This window comes from Winogradskyella sp., from assembly GCF_003712105.1.
Taxonomy (GTDB): Bacteria; Bacteroidota; Bacteroidia; order Flavobacteriales; family Flavobacteriaceae; genus Winogradskyella.
Map to the genome: position 1 here is coordinate 228,944 of NZ_RHLG01000001.1, position 14,036 is coordinate 242,979.

At 34.0% G+C, this 14,036-nt stretch carries 13 protein-coding genes; 4 read left to right on the forward strand and 9 right to left on the reverse strand.

What is annotated here, in order from left to right; all coding sequences use genetic code 11:
• Position 1: 1 nt before the first annotated feature.
• The 5 genes from ED556_RS01135 to ED556_RS01155 are packed head-to-tail and all read right to left on the reverse strand — an operon-like array spanning position 2 to position 2,748.
• Positions 2–565 carry an ATP-binding protein gene (locus ED556_RS01135; protein ID WP_296318698.1) on the reverse strand — a complete coding sequence of 188 codons (564 nt, stop codon included), beginning with the start codon at positions 563–565 and terminating at the stop codon, positions 2–4.
• Positions 526–1,158 carry a nicotinamide riboside transporter PnuC gene (pnuC, locus tag ED556_RS01140; RefSeq protein WP_296318699.1) on the reverse strand — a complete coding sequence of 211 codons (633 nt, stop codon included), beginning with the start codon at positions 1,156–1,158 and terminating at the stop codon, positions 526–528. Before pnuC ends, ED556_RS01135 begins: the two co-directional genes overlap by 40 nt.
• Entirely contained in the window at positions 1,142–1,402 is a 261-nt protein-coding gene (locus ED556_RS01145) for a hypothetical protein (protein ID WP_296318700.1), read from the reverse strand. The genes pnuC and ED556_RS01145 overlap by 17 nt, the downstream gene beginning before the upstream one ends.
• 1 nt (position 1,403) lies before the next feature.
• Positions 1,404–2,123: a geranylgeranylglyceryl/heptaprenylglyceryl phosphate synthase gene (locus ED556_RS01150; protein ID WP_296318701.1), complete on the reverse strand. Its 720-nt coding sequence runs from the start codon at positions 2,121–2,123 to the stop codon at positions 1,404–1,406.
• Entirely contained in the window at positions 2,116–2,748 is a 633-nt protein-coding gene (locus ED556_RS01155; RefSeq protein ID WP_296318702.1) for a 4'-phosphopantetheinyl transferase superfamily protein, read from the reverse strand. Before ED556_RS01155 ends, ED556_RS01150 begins: the two co-directional genes overlap by 8 nt.
• Before the next feature lie 129 nt (positions 2,749–2,877).
• Between ED556_RS01155 and ahcY the strand changes: the two genes are divergently transcribed.
• On the forward strand, positions 2,878–4,194 hold the full coding sequence (gene ahcY / locus ED556_RS01160) for an adenosylhomocysteinase (protein WP_296318703.1): 1,317 nt from the start codon (positions 2,878–2,880) through the stop codon (positions 4,192–4,194).
• Positions 4,195–4,255: 61 nt separating this feature from the next.
• Here the strand turns inward: ahcY and ED556_RS01165 are convergent, their stop codons facing one another.
• Both ED556_RS01165 and ED556_RS01170 read right to left on the reverse strand, forming a co-directional pair.
• Entirely contained in the window at positions 4,256–5,008 is a 753-nt protein-coding gene (locus tag ED556_RS01165) for a LytTR family DNA-binding domain-containing protein (protein WP_296318704.1), read from the reverse strand.
• A 4-nt stretch (positions 5,009–5,012) separates the two neighbouring features.
• Positions 5,013–6,083: a histidine kinase gene (locus tag ED556_RS01170; RefSeq protein ID WP_296318705.1), complete on the reverse strand. Its 1,071-nt coding sequence runs from the start codon at positions 6,081–6,083 to the stop codon at positions 5,013–5,015.
• 263 nt (positions 6,084–6,346) lie between these two features.
• Here ED556_RS01170 and ED556_RS01175 point away from each other — a divergent pair, with 263 nt between their 5' ends.
• Complete coding sequence (locus tag ED556_RS01175) at positions 6,347–8,728, forward strand: TonB-dependent receptor (protein ID WP_296318706.1); 2,382 nt, start codon at positions 6,347–6,349, stop codon at positions 8,726–8,728.
• Positions 8,729–8,828: 100 nt separating this feature from the next.
• Complete coding sequence (locus ED556_RS01180; RefSeq protein WP_296318707.1) at positions 8,829–9,368, forward strand: DUF1569 domain-containing protein; 540 nt, start codon at positions 8,829–8,831, stop codon at positions 9,366–9,368.
• 171 nt (positions 9,369–9,539) lie between these two features.
• Here ED556_RS01180 and ED556_RS01185 read toward each other — a convergent pair whose 3' ends face one another.
• Positions 9,540–11,627: a S46 family peptidase gene (locus tag ED556_RS01185; RefSeq protein ID WP_296318708.1), complete on the reverse strand. Its 2,088-nt coding sequence runs from the start codon at positions 11,625–11,627 to the stop codon at positions 9,540–9,542.
• A gap of 85 nt (positions 11,628–11,712) precedes the next feature.
• On the opposite strand from ED556_RS01185, the gene ED556_RS01190 reads away from it, so the two are divergent.
• Positions 11,713–12,855, forward strand: a complete 1,143-nt coding sequence (locus ED556_RS01190; RefSeq protein ID WP_296318709.1) for a methionine aminotransferase — start codon at positions 11,713–11,715, stop codon at positions 12,853–12,855.
• On the opposite strand, the gene ED556_RS01195 is transcribed toward ED556_RS01190, so the two are convergent.
• Positions 12,852–14,009 (reverse strand): serine hydrolase, encoded by a 1,158-nt coding sequence (locus tag ED556_RS01195; protein ID WP_296318710.1) that lies wholly within the window; start codon positions 14,007–14,009, stop codon positions 12,852–12,854. The genes ED556_RS01190 and ED556_RS01195 overlap by 4 nt on opposite strands.
• Positions 14,010–14,036: the final 27 nt, after the last annotated feature.

Below are 14,036 nucleotides of genomic sequence, written 5' to 3' on the forward strand. Positions count from 1 at the left end.
GTTACTTTTTTAATAATTTATCGATTTCAATAATTGCTTTTTCTAATCGCTCTTCTTTACGTCCTTTTAATACCTTATATGGTCTGTTGTTTGATTTTAAGGCATTTTCAAATGCTTTGAACATTGCTTCCCTTTCGTTAGGTTTGTCCCGTAAATCATCTTTTTCCCATGGGATATCAATATAAGTTAAAAAATACAAGTCGTAAGTATTTAACAGTGCATGTTTATCTAATATGGGGTCACATGTACCTGAATAATAGGTTTCGCTGTAAACTTTAGTTTCTAATAAGTCTGTATCACAAATTAAAAGCGAATCTACTTTTTGAGCAAACTCGTTCTCAGATTTCATCTGACCTAGTGCTATTGGTAATAGATCTTTAGGCTCACAAGTTTTCTGTTCTCTATCCCATTTGTCTTGCAAATACTCTCGCGCATACTCAGGAACCCAAAGTGTGTTATAATGTGCTGCCAACTGTTTAGAAAGTGTTGTTTTACCTGTAGATTCAGGACCAAACAAAACAATTTTTATGCAGTTTGAAGGTTGTTGTTTAAGTGCTTCTTCCATGCTAAATAACCATAAATGGCAATTATAGTAAAACCTAAATATTGAAAACTTGTAAAAGAGAATCCTTTATAAAGATACAAAGGTATTGATATGATGTCACCTATTATCCAGAAAATCCAATTTTCAATTTTACGCCTAGCCATAAGCCACATACCCACAAAAAAGATTGCAGTTGTAAGTGTATCTGCATAGGCAACCCAACTCGTCCATTTATCGAAAGTCGTGTATACAATATAAACAAAAACAAGGGTAGCTATAAAAATAAAAACACTTATTCGTTGTTCTTTTAATCCAGTTACAGAAATTGGAGTTACATGTGTTTCGTCTACTTTTCTCGTCCAGATATACCATCCATAAACGCTCATTATAAAATAGTAACCATTAATCATCATATCACCAAGCAATTCCCATTTTAGTAATAAGTATACAAATATGGCTGTGCTTATCATTCCTGTTGGGAAAACCAGAACCTTGTTTTGTTTCGAAAACCAAACAGACAAAAACCCAAACACAACCGCTACTATTTCTAAAACAATATCAATGGTTTCGGATTCAGCGTACTGACCAAAGAGAACATCAAAAATCTGGCTCATAATCACTTCTATTGGTTTTTACAATTTTCATGTTTAAAACTGCTAAATCTATATTTAAAAACGACTGCTTTATTTCTTGAGTTAAAAATGACATAAGCTTATCATAATCACCATAAATCTGAGTACTTAATGGGTTTTCTAAAACTTTGAATTCTGATGCTCTTAATTGTTTTATAAATGCAATGATATGCGATTCGTAATCGTCCATCAATGGTGTTAGTGTTAACTCTATAGAAATTTCCATATTATTTTTTTAGTTCGTTAAAGAAATTCTCATCTTCCTCAAAAGCGGTACCAATAACTACTAAATCTGCACCTGCATCATAAGCTGAATTTAGTGCTTCAACAGATCGAATTCCTCCACCTACAATAAGTGGAATATCTAGTTCATTCTTCACCTTAGAAATTATTTCAGATTCGATGGGATGTGTAGCTCCGCTACCTGCTTCCAAATAGATGAGTTTCATTCCTAAAAGCTCTCCTGCTATGGCTGTATTGGTAATTATTTGAATTTCATGTCTTGGAATAGGTTTTGTTTTGCTTACACGTTCTACCGAAGTTACTTTTCCGTTTTCAATCAAAATATAACCTGTAGGAATCACTTCTAAGTTAGTATCTTGAATCTTAGTGATAGCTTCAACGTGTTTCCCTATCAAATACTCTGAATTTCTCCCTGAAATTAATGACAAAAACAACAGTCCATCAGCTCTATCCGTAATCTGAATCACATCACCAGGAAATAAAATCACAGGTAAGGCTGTATGTTTTTTTATCTCCTCTACTAAATTATCTGTTAAGGTTTCAGCGACTTCACTACCACCAACAAAAATATGAGTTGCAACGCTTTGATTTACTTTTGATATAAACTCTGAAACTGCTTCTAATCTCATCTTATCCGGATCGATTAGCACCGCTAAGAATTTCTTACCTGTAGACTTCAGTATGTTTTGATACAGATTAGTCATTTGGCACTACATATGCACAGGTGAATCCTTCAAACTCTTCAAAGGCTGTATTATACCTAAATTTCTTATCATTGTAATCTATCCATGCTACTGTCTCTCTATCTTCAAGCATAAAAGGAATGACTAAAAAATGGTCTTTAAATAGCATACCAGGTGTTGCAAACAACTTGTATAGCGATTCTTTTACACCCCAAATTACAGTGAGTTTTCTAATATAATCTTCAGCTTTAGTATCAAGGTAATTAAATTCGTAATCAACAAATTTCTTAGCAATTATGGCAATTTTATCACGCTGCTTTTCTATATCAATACCTACTGGATTATCACTCACTATTACTCCAGAAAATGTAAAAGAATGCGTGATAGAAATATACTTTCCGTCTTTAAGGTGCGGCTTTCCATAGCTATCATAAAACAAATCCTGATCTGTATATCCAAAATCCCTTAGTAGATGGCGTACACTTAAAAATCCTCTTTGATGCAAATCACTTTTCATACTCAAAACGCGATCTATACTCACTTGTTTTAAGTCTAATGGCTGTAATAAATCGTCATAAGACTCTTCAATCTTCCATATTTTAACAGTAGTTTGTGAATTAACAGTAATGGATTTATACAGTGGCATTTAATATTCTGAAAGCTATTGATTACCTTTGCACCGCCTTAGGCAAATTTGGTATTTATTAGTGGACGAATTTAACCATTTCAATGCTAAACCCAAAGGCTGATAAAATATAAAAAAACACTAAAAGATATGAGTGAAAAAACTGTAGCCTATACACCTTATAAGGTTAAAGACATGTCGCTTGCGGCTTGGGGAAGAAAAGAGATAGAATTAGCCGAAGCAGAAATGCCAGGTTTAATGAGCCTTCGTAAAGAATATGCAGACGAGCAACCCTTAAAAGGCGCACGTATTGCAGGTTGTTTACATATGACTATTCAAACTGCGGTTTTAATAGAAACATTACAGGCACTAGGAGCTGAAGTTACTTGGAGTTCTTGTAACATATTCTCTACACAAGATCAGGCTGCTGCCGCTATCGCTGATGCTGGTACAGCTGTTTATGCATGGAAAGGCATGAACGAAGAGGAGTTTGATTGGTGTATTGAACAAACTTTATTCTTTGGAGAAGACAGACAACCGCTAAATATGATATTAGATGATGGTGGTGATTTAACTAATATGGTGTTAGATAAATACCCAGAATTAGTATCTGGTATCAAAGGCTTATCTGAAGAAACTACTACTGGTGTTCATAGATTATATGAGCGCATGGAAAATGGCACATTACCATTACCTGCAATCAACGTTAATGATTCAGTAACTAAATCTAAATTCGATAATAAATACGGTTGTAAAGAATCTGCTGTAGATGCTGTACGTCGTGCTACAGATATTATGTTGGCTGGTAAGCGTGTGGTTGTATGTGGTTACGGTGATGTTGGTAAAGGTACTGCTGCGTCGTTTAGAGGTGCAGGTAGTATTGTAACAATTACTGAAATTGATCCTATTTGTGCACTACAAGCTGCTATGGATGGTTTTGAAGTAAAACGCTTAGAAACTGTTATCGGTAATGCTGATATTGTAATCACAACTACTGGAAATAAGGATATTGTCCAAGGTCAACATTTTGAAGCTTTAAAAGACAAAGCTATTGTATGTAACATTGGTCACTTTGATAATGAAATTGACATGGCTTGGTTAAACGATAACCACGGTTCTACTAAAGTAGAGATTAAACCTCAAGTTGATAAGTATACCGTGAACGGTAAGGACATTATCATCTTAGCTGAAGGTCGTTTGGTAAATCTTGGATGTGCAACAGGACACCCAAGTTTTGTAATGAGTAACTCATTTACAAACCAAACACTAGCGCAAATTGAGCTTTGGAACCATACTGACAGATACGAAAACAAAGTGTATATGTTACCTAAGCATTTAGATGAAAAAGTAGCAAAACTTCACTTAGAAAAAATTGGTGTTGAACTTACTGAATTAAGAAAAGATCAAGCTGATTATATTGGTGTAAAAGTTGAAGGACCATTTAAGCCTGAATATTATAGATATTAACTTCTATAGGAATCTTATCATATATCAAAGAAGCCCTTGCAGAAATGCGAGGGTTTTTTTGTTACATATCCAACCACTTTTTAAAATTGGTGGTGCGTTCTCTTGAAACAATGATTTGTTCTTCTTGATTAGGATTTAATTTTAGAAGTAATCTAGAATTAAAATAACTATGAATCTCTTCTACTGCATTTACTGAGACCATATATTTTCTATTAATTCTAAAAAATTGAATTGGGTCTAAAATTTCTTCGAGTTGATCAATGGTATATTCAATTGGGCACTTTTGGCCTTTGTTTGTATATAAGAATATCACGCCATCTTCAGCCATAAAATAGGCAATATCTTCTACGTTATAGGTGCTAAACTGATTTCCTATTTTTACCATAAAACGCTTCTTATACTCTTTGGTAAACAACTGTCTTATAGAATCAATATCGGCACTATTATTTTGTCGGGTATCTACAATGCTGGTATACTTTTCTAAAGCCTTTTTTAATTCATTCTTATCTATTGGTTTCAATAAATAATCTATTCCGTTATACTTAAAACCTCGTATGGCATATTCATTATAGGCGGTGGTAAATACAATTGGCGGATGTTTTGGTAACTGATCAATGATATCAAAACCATAACCATCGTTAAGTTGAATGTCTAGAAAAATGAGGTCTGGTAATTGATTTTCAGCAAACCATTTTAATCCACTTTCAACTGAAGAAATTTGAGTTAATATCTCACATTCAGGTGCTAACTCCTCGATTAGGTGTCTTAATCTTCTTGATGCTATATCTTCGTCTTCAACTATTACAGCCTTCATTATACTAAGCTACGGTTAAGTCTTTAATATTAATTTTATCTTTATTCAATAGCGGTAAACTCACTTTAAACACCTCGTTTTCTTCGTCTATAATCACATCTTTAATGGTGTAAAATGCATAGCGTTTTTTAATGTTAGCCAATCCCAATTTTGTAGATGTTTCGGAGTCTATACGTTTTCTAATGTTATTTTTTACGACTAATCGATTATCTCTAACACTAATATCAATAGTAATTGGTTGTTCTTTGGAATAGTAATTATGCTTTAACGCATTTTCTACTAACATCTGTAAAGATAAAGTAGGAATAACTACAGTGCTTGGCTTCACATTAATATCGGTATTGATATAGATGGCACCATCGTGTCGTACTTTCATCATAAAAATAAACGAATCTAAAAATTGCAGTTCTTTATCTAAACTTACCATATCTTCTTCTCTATTATCTAAAATATAACGGTAACAAGATGCCAAACGTGTTACGAAATCTGACGCTAAGTCTCTGTCTTCGTACATTAACGATGTTAGGGTATTAAGGCTATTAAATAAAAAATGTGGACTTATCTGACTTTTCAATGAGCTATACTTTGATGTCATCATTTCTTTTTTCAACTCTAATAAAGACAATTCTAGACTTCTTTTGTCTTTATAAACCCAATAAAATTGGTTAAATACGGAAAACACTGACGCTAATCCTAGGGCTCTAAACATATCAGTTTTAAAGGTACTCCATGGCGCATCGGTTTCTATCTGACAAATAGATTGAAGTTCAAAAATGCCCAAATAATATATAATCGCAGCTAGAGAAAGTACAAATGAAATTGTAATACCAAAAATTGCAATATTAGTTATAAGTTCATTCTTACTCGTAAAGTTCTTGCTCTTCGTTATTAGCCAATCATTCATTTCCCAGGTGGCCATAAAAAGAACAAAAGTTGAAAAGTAATAGAACAGCGTTGTGTTGTTAAGATAACTGTCATTAGGATCTTTTTCAACAAATAGTTTAATCGTCAAAAACACAATATTAATGACGAGAAATCGTAACCCTAACTTCTTTAAATAACTTTTACTTTTCATTGTATTTAGTGCAAAAACCACATATAATGTATTCAAATATACTATACTTCAAGGTCAGAACGTATTTTGAATTATTGGATTGTTAAAAATCCTGTTCAATTGTTAAGATTCAACATTCAATTGTCTTGCGACAGAAATTATCATCGAATTTACTTTTCAGTTGTCGATACTAACACTTCAACACAAAAATCAACAATTAAAAACTATTGCTTTTCAACTTCACTTTTATATGTAGAGTTTTGAGTAAATAAATCATAAAAGACATGAAAAAAGTTTTCTTTCTCTTTGCATTGTTCAGCGCATTTGGTTTTGCGCAAACAGGAATAATAAAAGGTAGAGTTATTGACAAACAATCTGAAACTCCTTTACCCGGAGCTACTGTTGAATTACTAAATACTGAAGTTGCTACTGGTGTAGTAACCGATGAAAATGGTTATTACATTTTAGAAGATGTTGCTATTGGAAGGCAATTTATAAGAATAAGCTTTATTGGTTTTGAAACGATTACTATACCAAATATTGTAGTTACAACTGGTAAAGAAGCAGTTGTAAATATTAATCTTATTGAATCTTTCAACCAATTAGATGCTATTATAATTACACCTGAGACTAATAAAGACAAATCCAGAAATAAGTTAGCAACAGTTTCTGCGAGGCAGTTTAGTTTAGAAGAAGTGAATAGGTTTTCAGGCGGAAGAAGTGATGTCGGAAGATTAGCTGCAAACTTTGCAGGTGTTTCTGCTCCTAATGATAGTAGAAATGATATTGTCGTGAGAGGAAATTCTCCAACGGGATTATTATGGCGTTTAGAAGGCATTCCTATTCCGAGTCCAAATCACTATTCTACTTTCGGAACTACAGGTGGTCCAGTTTCGGCACTTAACACAAACATGCTTAAAAATTCAGATTTCTTAACCTCAGCATTCCCATCAGAATATGGTAATGCCTTAGGTGGTGTTTTTGATTTAGGGTTTCGAAAAGGAAATAAAGACACTTACGAGTTTACGGCTCAAACAGGTATATTTACTGGAGTTGAAGCCATGGCCGAAGGTCCGCTTGGTAAAAAGAATGGCTCATTTCTAGTAGCGGCAAGATATTCTCTAGTAGGTTTACTCGGTGTTGGTGCTGGTGGAACAGCTGCAACTCCTAATTACAGTGACATTTCGTTTAATATTGATTTTGGAAGTGGTAAAGCCGGAAACCTAAGTTTGTTTGGAATAATTGGAGATTCGGATATAGAATTTTTAGGCGATGATATTGATGAAGATGATTTGTTTGCTGCTGAAGACGAAAACACTTTTGTAACATCAGGTTTTGGTGTTGTAGGTTTAAATCATAAAATTAATATAGGTTCTAAAAGTTATTTAAAATCTACTGTTGCAGTCTCTACGTCTAGTAATACATTTGAAGCAGATCGGTTTATTGATAAAGACACACCTCAAGAACGCATTATTAGATATACTGAGGCAGACGACACACAAAATAGGTTTACATTTTCTACACTTTTTAATAGTAAAATCAATCGAAAAACAACATTTAGAGCAGGCGTTTTATATGAAAGTTTTGGTATAGAATCTCTCCTTAGGGACCGTGAGGAACAAGCAGATACTAACAATGATGGTGACCCAGATTTGTTCACATTTAGAGATACGGATGAGACTTTCAATCTCATTCAACCTTACTTTCAAGGGCAATTTAGACTAACTGAAAAACTCACTTTAAATGCTGGTTTACATTCACAATATAGCGACCTGAACGAGCAATTTGTTGTAGAGCCAAGGGCTGGTGTTAACTATAAAATTTCTCCAAAAGGCACTTTAAGTGTTGGTTACGGTCTTCATTACCAAAACGCACCTTTACCATTACTATTTTTAAATGAAGAGGTTAATGGACAAGCTGTTCAAACCAACAGAGAATTGGATTTTGTGAAGAGTAATCACTATGTAATAGGTTACGATTTAAAGATAGCAGATAATTGGCGCGGAAAATTAGAAGTGTATTACCAAGATATAAGCAATGCTGCTGTAGAAGCTTTTCCATCAAGTTATTCATCTTTAACAGAAGGTACTGATTTTGAGTTTGATAATGATAGGGTTTCGTTAGTTAATGAAGGTACTGGATTTAACCAAGGTATTGAATTAACAGTTGAAAAATTCTTTAGTGATGGTTACTATGGTCTCTTAACGACATCTATTTTCGAGAGTAAATATGAAGGCAGTGATGGTATTGAGCGTAATACACCTTTTAATAATGGATATGTAGTAAACCTACTTGCCGGTCGTGAATTTGACATAGGAAAATCTGGTCGAAATCAGTTGTTTTTTGACACCAGAATATCCTTTGCTGGTGGTCGCTACTTTACTCCTGTAGACTTACAAGCATCACAACAAGCAGGGTTTGAAATCTTACAAGAAGATATTGCCTTTAGTCAACAATACGACGACTATTTCCGTTGGGATTTTAAGTTTGGCTTAAAAATTAATAGCAAGAGTAAAAAAGTATCTCATCAGTTTTATTTAGACATACAAAACCTTACCAATAATGAGAATGTATTTGTAAGACGTTTTAATAGGTTAACAAATGAAGTAAATCAGGTAGATCAGATTGGGTTTTTCCCAGACTTTGGATATAGATTTCAGTTCTAGATTTAGTTAAGATTGATTGCTAGTAAAATTCCTCTATTTAATAACTGAAATCATAAGCCCCACAAAATGTGGGGCTTCAACCTATACAAAAATTAATATTATGAGAAGAAAAATTGCAATAACTTTACTCGCATTAGCTTTTATAATCTTTTATTCCGATTTAAAAATGAATCAAAACAATCCAGAAGTGTTACATGGCTTACTCGATAGCGTAGAAAATTATATTGAATACCGAGACGAAATCAACACTGATGTTTCAACAGTAGATGTCGCTTGGCAACTGGATCATATTCTAAAGGTTATGAACCGAATTACTGAAGCTTTAGAAAAATCAAAGCCAGAAAATTATTCTAGTTCTGTAAATGTTATGAGAGTTATGTCTTTAACCTGTAATTACATACCCAGAGGTCGAGCACAATCGCCAGAGATTGTTAAACCACCAGATGTAATACATACTGAAGATATATATACTCAGCTCGAAGAAGCACGTAATAATATCATTAAACTCAAATCCCTAAATGATAATTCTTACTTCAAACATTTTGTGTTTGGAAAACTCAACAAAGCACAGACTATTAGGTTTATTGAGGTACACACCAATCATCATTTAAAGATTGTTAAGGATATTATTGGTAAATAAACGATTATCTAATCGTTACTGCGAGTGGTTTTCGATAGAAAACTGTATCGAGAAGTTATATCATTAATTATAAAGTTATCAAAAAAAAGAAACTGAAGTGCTAACTGGTTCTCGATACAAAATTCTTTACAATAATTTCACTCGAACTGACGCCTGTAAATTAATTTATAATTAGTTCTTTGGGTGCACCAACTTCATCTCTGCAATTAAGTGCTTGGCACCTGCAAACTTATCAATAATAAAAAGCACATAACGTAAATCTACCATTATATTTCTGCATATCTCAGGGTCGTAATTCATATCGCTCATGGTGCCTTCCCAAACACGATCAAAATTAAGTCCAACTAAATTACCAGTAGCATCAATTGCAGGACTACCAGAGTTTCCGCCAGTGGTATGATTGGTACCCAAGAAGCAAACAGGCACCTTTCCGTTACTATCTGCATAAGGTCCGTAATCTTTGGCATTGTACAAATCGCGTAATTTCTGAGGCACATCGAACTCATAATCTCCTGGCACATATTTTTCAATAACGCCATCTAAATAGCTTACAGGTTTATAATACACGGCATCTCTTGGCGAGTATCCTCTAACTTGACCATAGGTAACACGTAGCGTACTATTAGCATCAGGGAAATAACGCGCATTAGGTAAAGTCTTCATTAAAGCGGTCATATACTGAGTTTGTAATGCAGTTATAGGTCCATTTTTTTGTTGATACTCTGCATCTAGTGTATTGATGAATTCTTCAATAATAGGTTTTGCATACGCATAAGCTGGGTCATTATTTAAATTTTTAATAATGTCATCAGCATTACCTTCAAGCAATTTTAAAGCCGAATCCAAGTCAGTAAAGGCAGTTTTATCATAAATAGAAGCGTCTGTTTTTTTACCATATAAAGGCATTACATTAAGATAAACACCTTTATCTACATCGACATCATAATTTTTATGAATGCCTTTTAATCGACCTACTAAGCCAGCTTTAGCTCTGTTTAAACTATTAGGATTAGACAAAAGTGCTCGCTCAACTTGATACGCTCTAAAAGTCATCTGCATCAACTCATTCGTTACTAAAAAGACTTCAATAAAGTTTCGTCGCTTTATATTTATTGGTGCAAAATCTTTGTATAGTTTATCAAACTCTGGAAGTATATCTCCATATTTGTCTTCCCAGCCTTTTTCTTTCAAAGCCTTAGTAAATGTGGCTTCGAATGCTCTTCGTTTTTCTACAGCATTACTTTTATCTATTCCTAGGTTTTCACCAATCCATTTTTTCCAGGCATTTGCAATACGTGCTTGTTTAGATGCATATTTGATTCGTACGGCATCACTTTCTTTCATTTTTTGATCAATGACCTTAAGTGCTGCCTCTCTAATTGCAATATTAGTTGGGTTATATTCTTTGGTTATGTGTTCAATAGCAACTGCCGGCAAGTACTCATTAGTACGGCCTGGAAAACCAAAAACCATTGTAAAATCTCCTTCTTCAACACCATCTAACGAAATCGGCAAAAAGTGTTTGGGTTGATACGGCTTGTTGTCTTTACTATATTTTGCTGGTCTATTATTAGCATCTGCATAAATACGGAATAACGAAAAATCACCTGTATGCCTTGGAAAAACCCAATTATCAGTATCACTTCCAAACTTACCAATACTACTTGGTGGCGCTCCAACCAATCGAATATCCTCAAAACGTTCAGTTACAAAAAGAAAATATTGGTTGCCTTTATAAAATGATTTTACCTTTACATCTTGCCAAGCTTCTTTAGACCAAGTTTTCATGGCTTCATTACTATTCTTGGTAATTTGCGATTCCTTTTCCTTTTCGGTCATAGCATCAGCCACACCATTTAAAACTGTATCTGTTACATCATGTATGCTTACTATAAATTCAACAAATAAGCCTTTATTTGGTAATTCTTCTTCCATAGACATCGCCCAAAAACCATCTTTTAAATAATCATTTTCTAACGTAGAATGAGATTGTATCTGACCAAATCCACAATGATGATTGGTAAGGATTAAGCCCTTATCCGAAATTACTTCACTTGTACAACCGCCATTAAAATGACCAATTGCATCTTTAAGACTCGAATTGTTAACATCATAGATGTCTTTTGCAGTTAATTTACTTCCTAAGCTTTGCATTTCATCTTCATTCATTCCTTCTAAGAGTGAAGGAATCCACATACCACCTTGTTGAGCAGAAACTTGAAAAACGACAAAGAACAATACTATTTTTAATAAACGCATGACTATTTTTTTTGAATTTTGGTAAAGATAAAAAAAGGGGTTTTATATCTTTAGATTTTTAGCATATTAAGCAGCAGCTTATTTTATGAAAACGATCTCCAAATTGCCAAATGTTGGCACAACTATTTTTACTGTGATGAGTGCATTAGCAAAGCAGCATAATGCAATTAATTTATCTCAAGGGTTTCCAAATTACCAAAGTGATCAAAGGCTTTCAGACTTGGTTAGTAAAGCCATGAATTCTGGTTATAATCAATATGCGCCAATGGCAGGCAGCTTGGATTTAAGATTAGCTGTTTCAAATAAGTATGAGTTGTTATACCAATCTACCTATCATCCTGAAGATGAGATCACCATTACTGCTGGAGCTACACAAGCTATTTATACAATTATATCTGCTTTTGTAAGACAAGATGACGAAGTGATTATTTTTAAACCAGCTTACGACTGCTACCAACCAGCAATTGAAGTTAACGGTGGAAAAGCAATCTCTGTGCAGCTTTCGGCTCCAAGTTATAAAGTAAACTGGCAAGAGGTTGCTTCAAAAATTTCATCCAAAACAAAGATGATCATCATTAATTCTCCACACAATCCAAGTGGAACAATTTGGTCTGAAGACGATATGCTTCAACTTCAGAAAATTACTAATAATACTAACATCATTGTACTGAGTGACGAAGTGTATGAGCATATTATATTTGATAAAGAAGAACACCAAAGCGTTAGTTTATTCAAAGCGTTAAAACAACGTAGTTTTATAACAGCTTCTTTCGGAAAAACGTTTCATAATACAGGTTGGAAAATAGGCTATTGTTGCGCTCCAAAAGCATTGATGCAAGAGTTTAGAAAAGTGCATCAATTTAATGTGTTTTCTGTGCATCACCCATCACAAAAAGGCATAGCAGATTATATGAAAGATGCCAACACTTATTTGGGATTAAACCTCTTTTTTCAGAAAAAGCGCGACCTATTTTTGAGTTTAATTAAAGATTCTCGATTTAAGTTTTTACCATCAAAAGGCACCTATTTTCAGGTTCTTGATTATTCTGAAATAACTGACCAGTACGATGTGGATTTTGCAAAGCGATTAACTAAAGACTATAAAATAGCCTCAATTCCGCTATCGGTATTTAATGACGACAATAAAGACGATAAGGTGTTACGATTTTGTTTTGCTAAAACCGATGAGACCATCTTAAAAGCTACCGAAATATTAAATAAGATTTAATTCAGAGTTTTCGTGAGTTTTTGCATAAACTCTCCAATTTTAGATGGTTCTAACCATCGTGTTACTACAACAATATTGTGCGGTCTGTCTACTACAATAAAGTTACCTCCAAAACCTGCGGCATAATATACATCTTCAGAAACGCCTTCCCAATGCCTAGGCCCTTTTTTGTTTAACCACCACATATAGCCATAATTTACGTTAGGCTTTGATGGGGTTATTGCACGTTCTATCCATGCATTACTGACAAGTTGATTGTCTTTCCACTTACCGTTATTAAGAAATAATAGGCCAAATTTTGCCATATCTTCAGCAGAAATAAAAATACCACCACCAGAATGACCGCCGCCAGTAACAGACTTCATTTGTAGTCCATCTATAGTAGTCCATGCATTATCATAACCAAACCAACGCCAAGTTGTAGATGCACCTATCTTATCCATTACATGTTCTTTTAAAACTTGAGGTAATGGTTTTCGCCAAACATGCAAAGCGGAATATGCCAAAACATTTACACGCACATCATTATACTCCATAAAAGTGCCTGGTTCTTTATAGGTTCTATTTTTCCAATCGTCAAGATCGCCTTTTCGTGGTGGTCTATCTGCCCAATCCTTTCCGCCCCAAAGTTCACCAGACCAATCAGAATTTTGCTGTAATAAATGCTGCCAAGTTATTTTAGAATTATGATCACCGTTGAAGGTGCCATCCCATAAATAATCCTTCACAAAATCTGTTTCATTAGTAATCAAACCTTTATCTACTGCTAAGCCTGTAACTGTAGATAAGAAACTTTTGGTAACACTAAAGGTCATATCTACGCGCTTAGTATCGCCCCATTTTGCAATAATATATCCGTCTTTAATAATTAATCCCGCAGGTCCACCACGCTTTTTTGTAGGTCCTAAAATCTCATGAAAGGGTTCACGAGCAAAGCCTTTTAAAATTGCAATACGTAAATCTCTGGAACCAGAATATTCATTTGCCTCTGCAAATTCAACAACCTCGTTTAACAGTGCTGAATCTATATTAACATCGGCTGGTGTTCTCTCTTCCCACGTGAGATTTCTTTCAGGAAAATAATTAGTTTGCGAATTAGCACAGCAACTAAAAGATAGGAAAACGAATAGGGTAATTTTAAAAAGACGATACATGCAAAACTTTTTTATAAGCCTTGTAAA

Excerpts from the sequence above, each read along its gene's own strand:
- ahcY (WP_296318703.1), top strand. The coding sequence starts at position 2,878 with ATGAGTGAAAAAACTGTAGCCTATACACCTTATAAGGTTAAAGACATG.
- ED556_RS01185 (WP_296318708.1), bottom strand. The coding sequence starts at position 11,627 with ATGCGTTTATTAAAAATAGTATTGTTCTTTGTCGTTTTTCAAGTTTCT.
- ED556_RS01155 (WP_296318702.1), bottom strand. The coding sequence starts at position 2,748 with ATGCCACTGTATAAATCCATTACTGTTAATTCACAAACTACTGTTAAA.
- ED556_RS01145 (WP_296318700.1), bottom strand. The coding sequence starts at position 1,402 with ATGGAAATTTCTATAGAGTTAACACTAACACCATTGATGGACGATTAC.
- pnuC (WP_296318699.1), bottom strand. The coding sequence starts at position 1,158 with ATGAGCCAGATTTTTGATGTTCTCTTTGGTCAGTACGCTGAATCCGAA.
- ED556_RS01180 (WP_296318707.1), top strand. The coding sequence starts at position 8,829 with ATGAGAAGAAAAATTGCAATAACTTTACTCGCATTAGCTTTTATAATC.
- ED556_RS01175 (WP_296318706.1), top strand. The coding sequence starts at position 6,347 with ATGAAAAAAGTTTTCTTTCTCTTTGCATTGTTCAGCGCATTTGGTTTT.
- ED556_RS01190 (WP_296318709.1), top strand. The coding sequence starts at position 11,713 with ATGAAAACGATCTCCAAATTGCCAAATGTTGGCACAACTATTTTTACT.
- ED556_RS01135 (WP_296318698.1), bottom strand. The coding sequence starts at position 565 with ATGGAAGAAGCACTTAAACAACAACCTTCAAACTGCATAAAAATTGTT.
- ED556_RS01150 (WP_296318701.1), bottom strand. The coding sequence starts at position 2,123 with ATGACTAATCTGTATCAAAACATACTGAAGTCTACAGGTAAGAAATTC.
- ED556_RS01165 (WP_296318704.1), bottom strand. The coding sequence starts at position 5,008 with ATGAAGGCTGTAATAGTTGAAGACGAAGATATAGCATCAAGAAGATTA.
- ED556_RS01195 (WP_296318710.1), bottom strand. The coding sequence starts at position 14,009 with ATGTATCGTCTTTTTAAAATTACCCTATTCGTTTTCCTATCTTTTAGT.
- ED556_RS01170 (WP_296318705.1), bottom strand. The coding sequence starts at position 6,083 with ATGAAAAGTAAAAGTTATTTAAAGAAGTTAGGGTTACGATTTCTCGTC.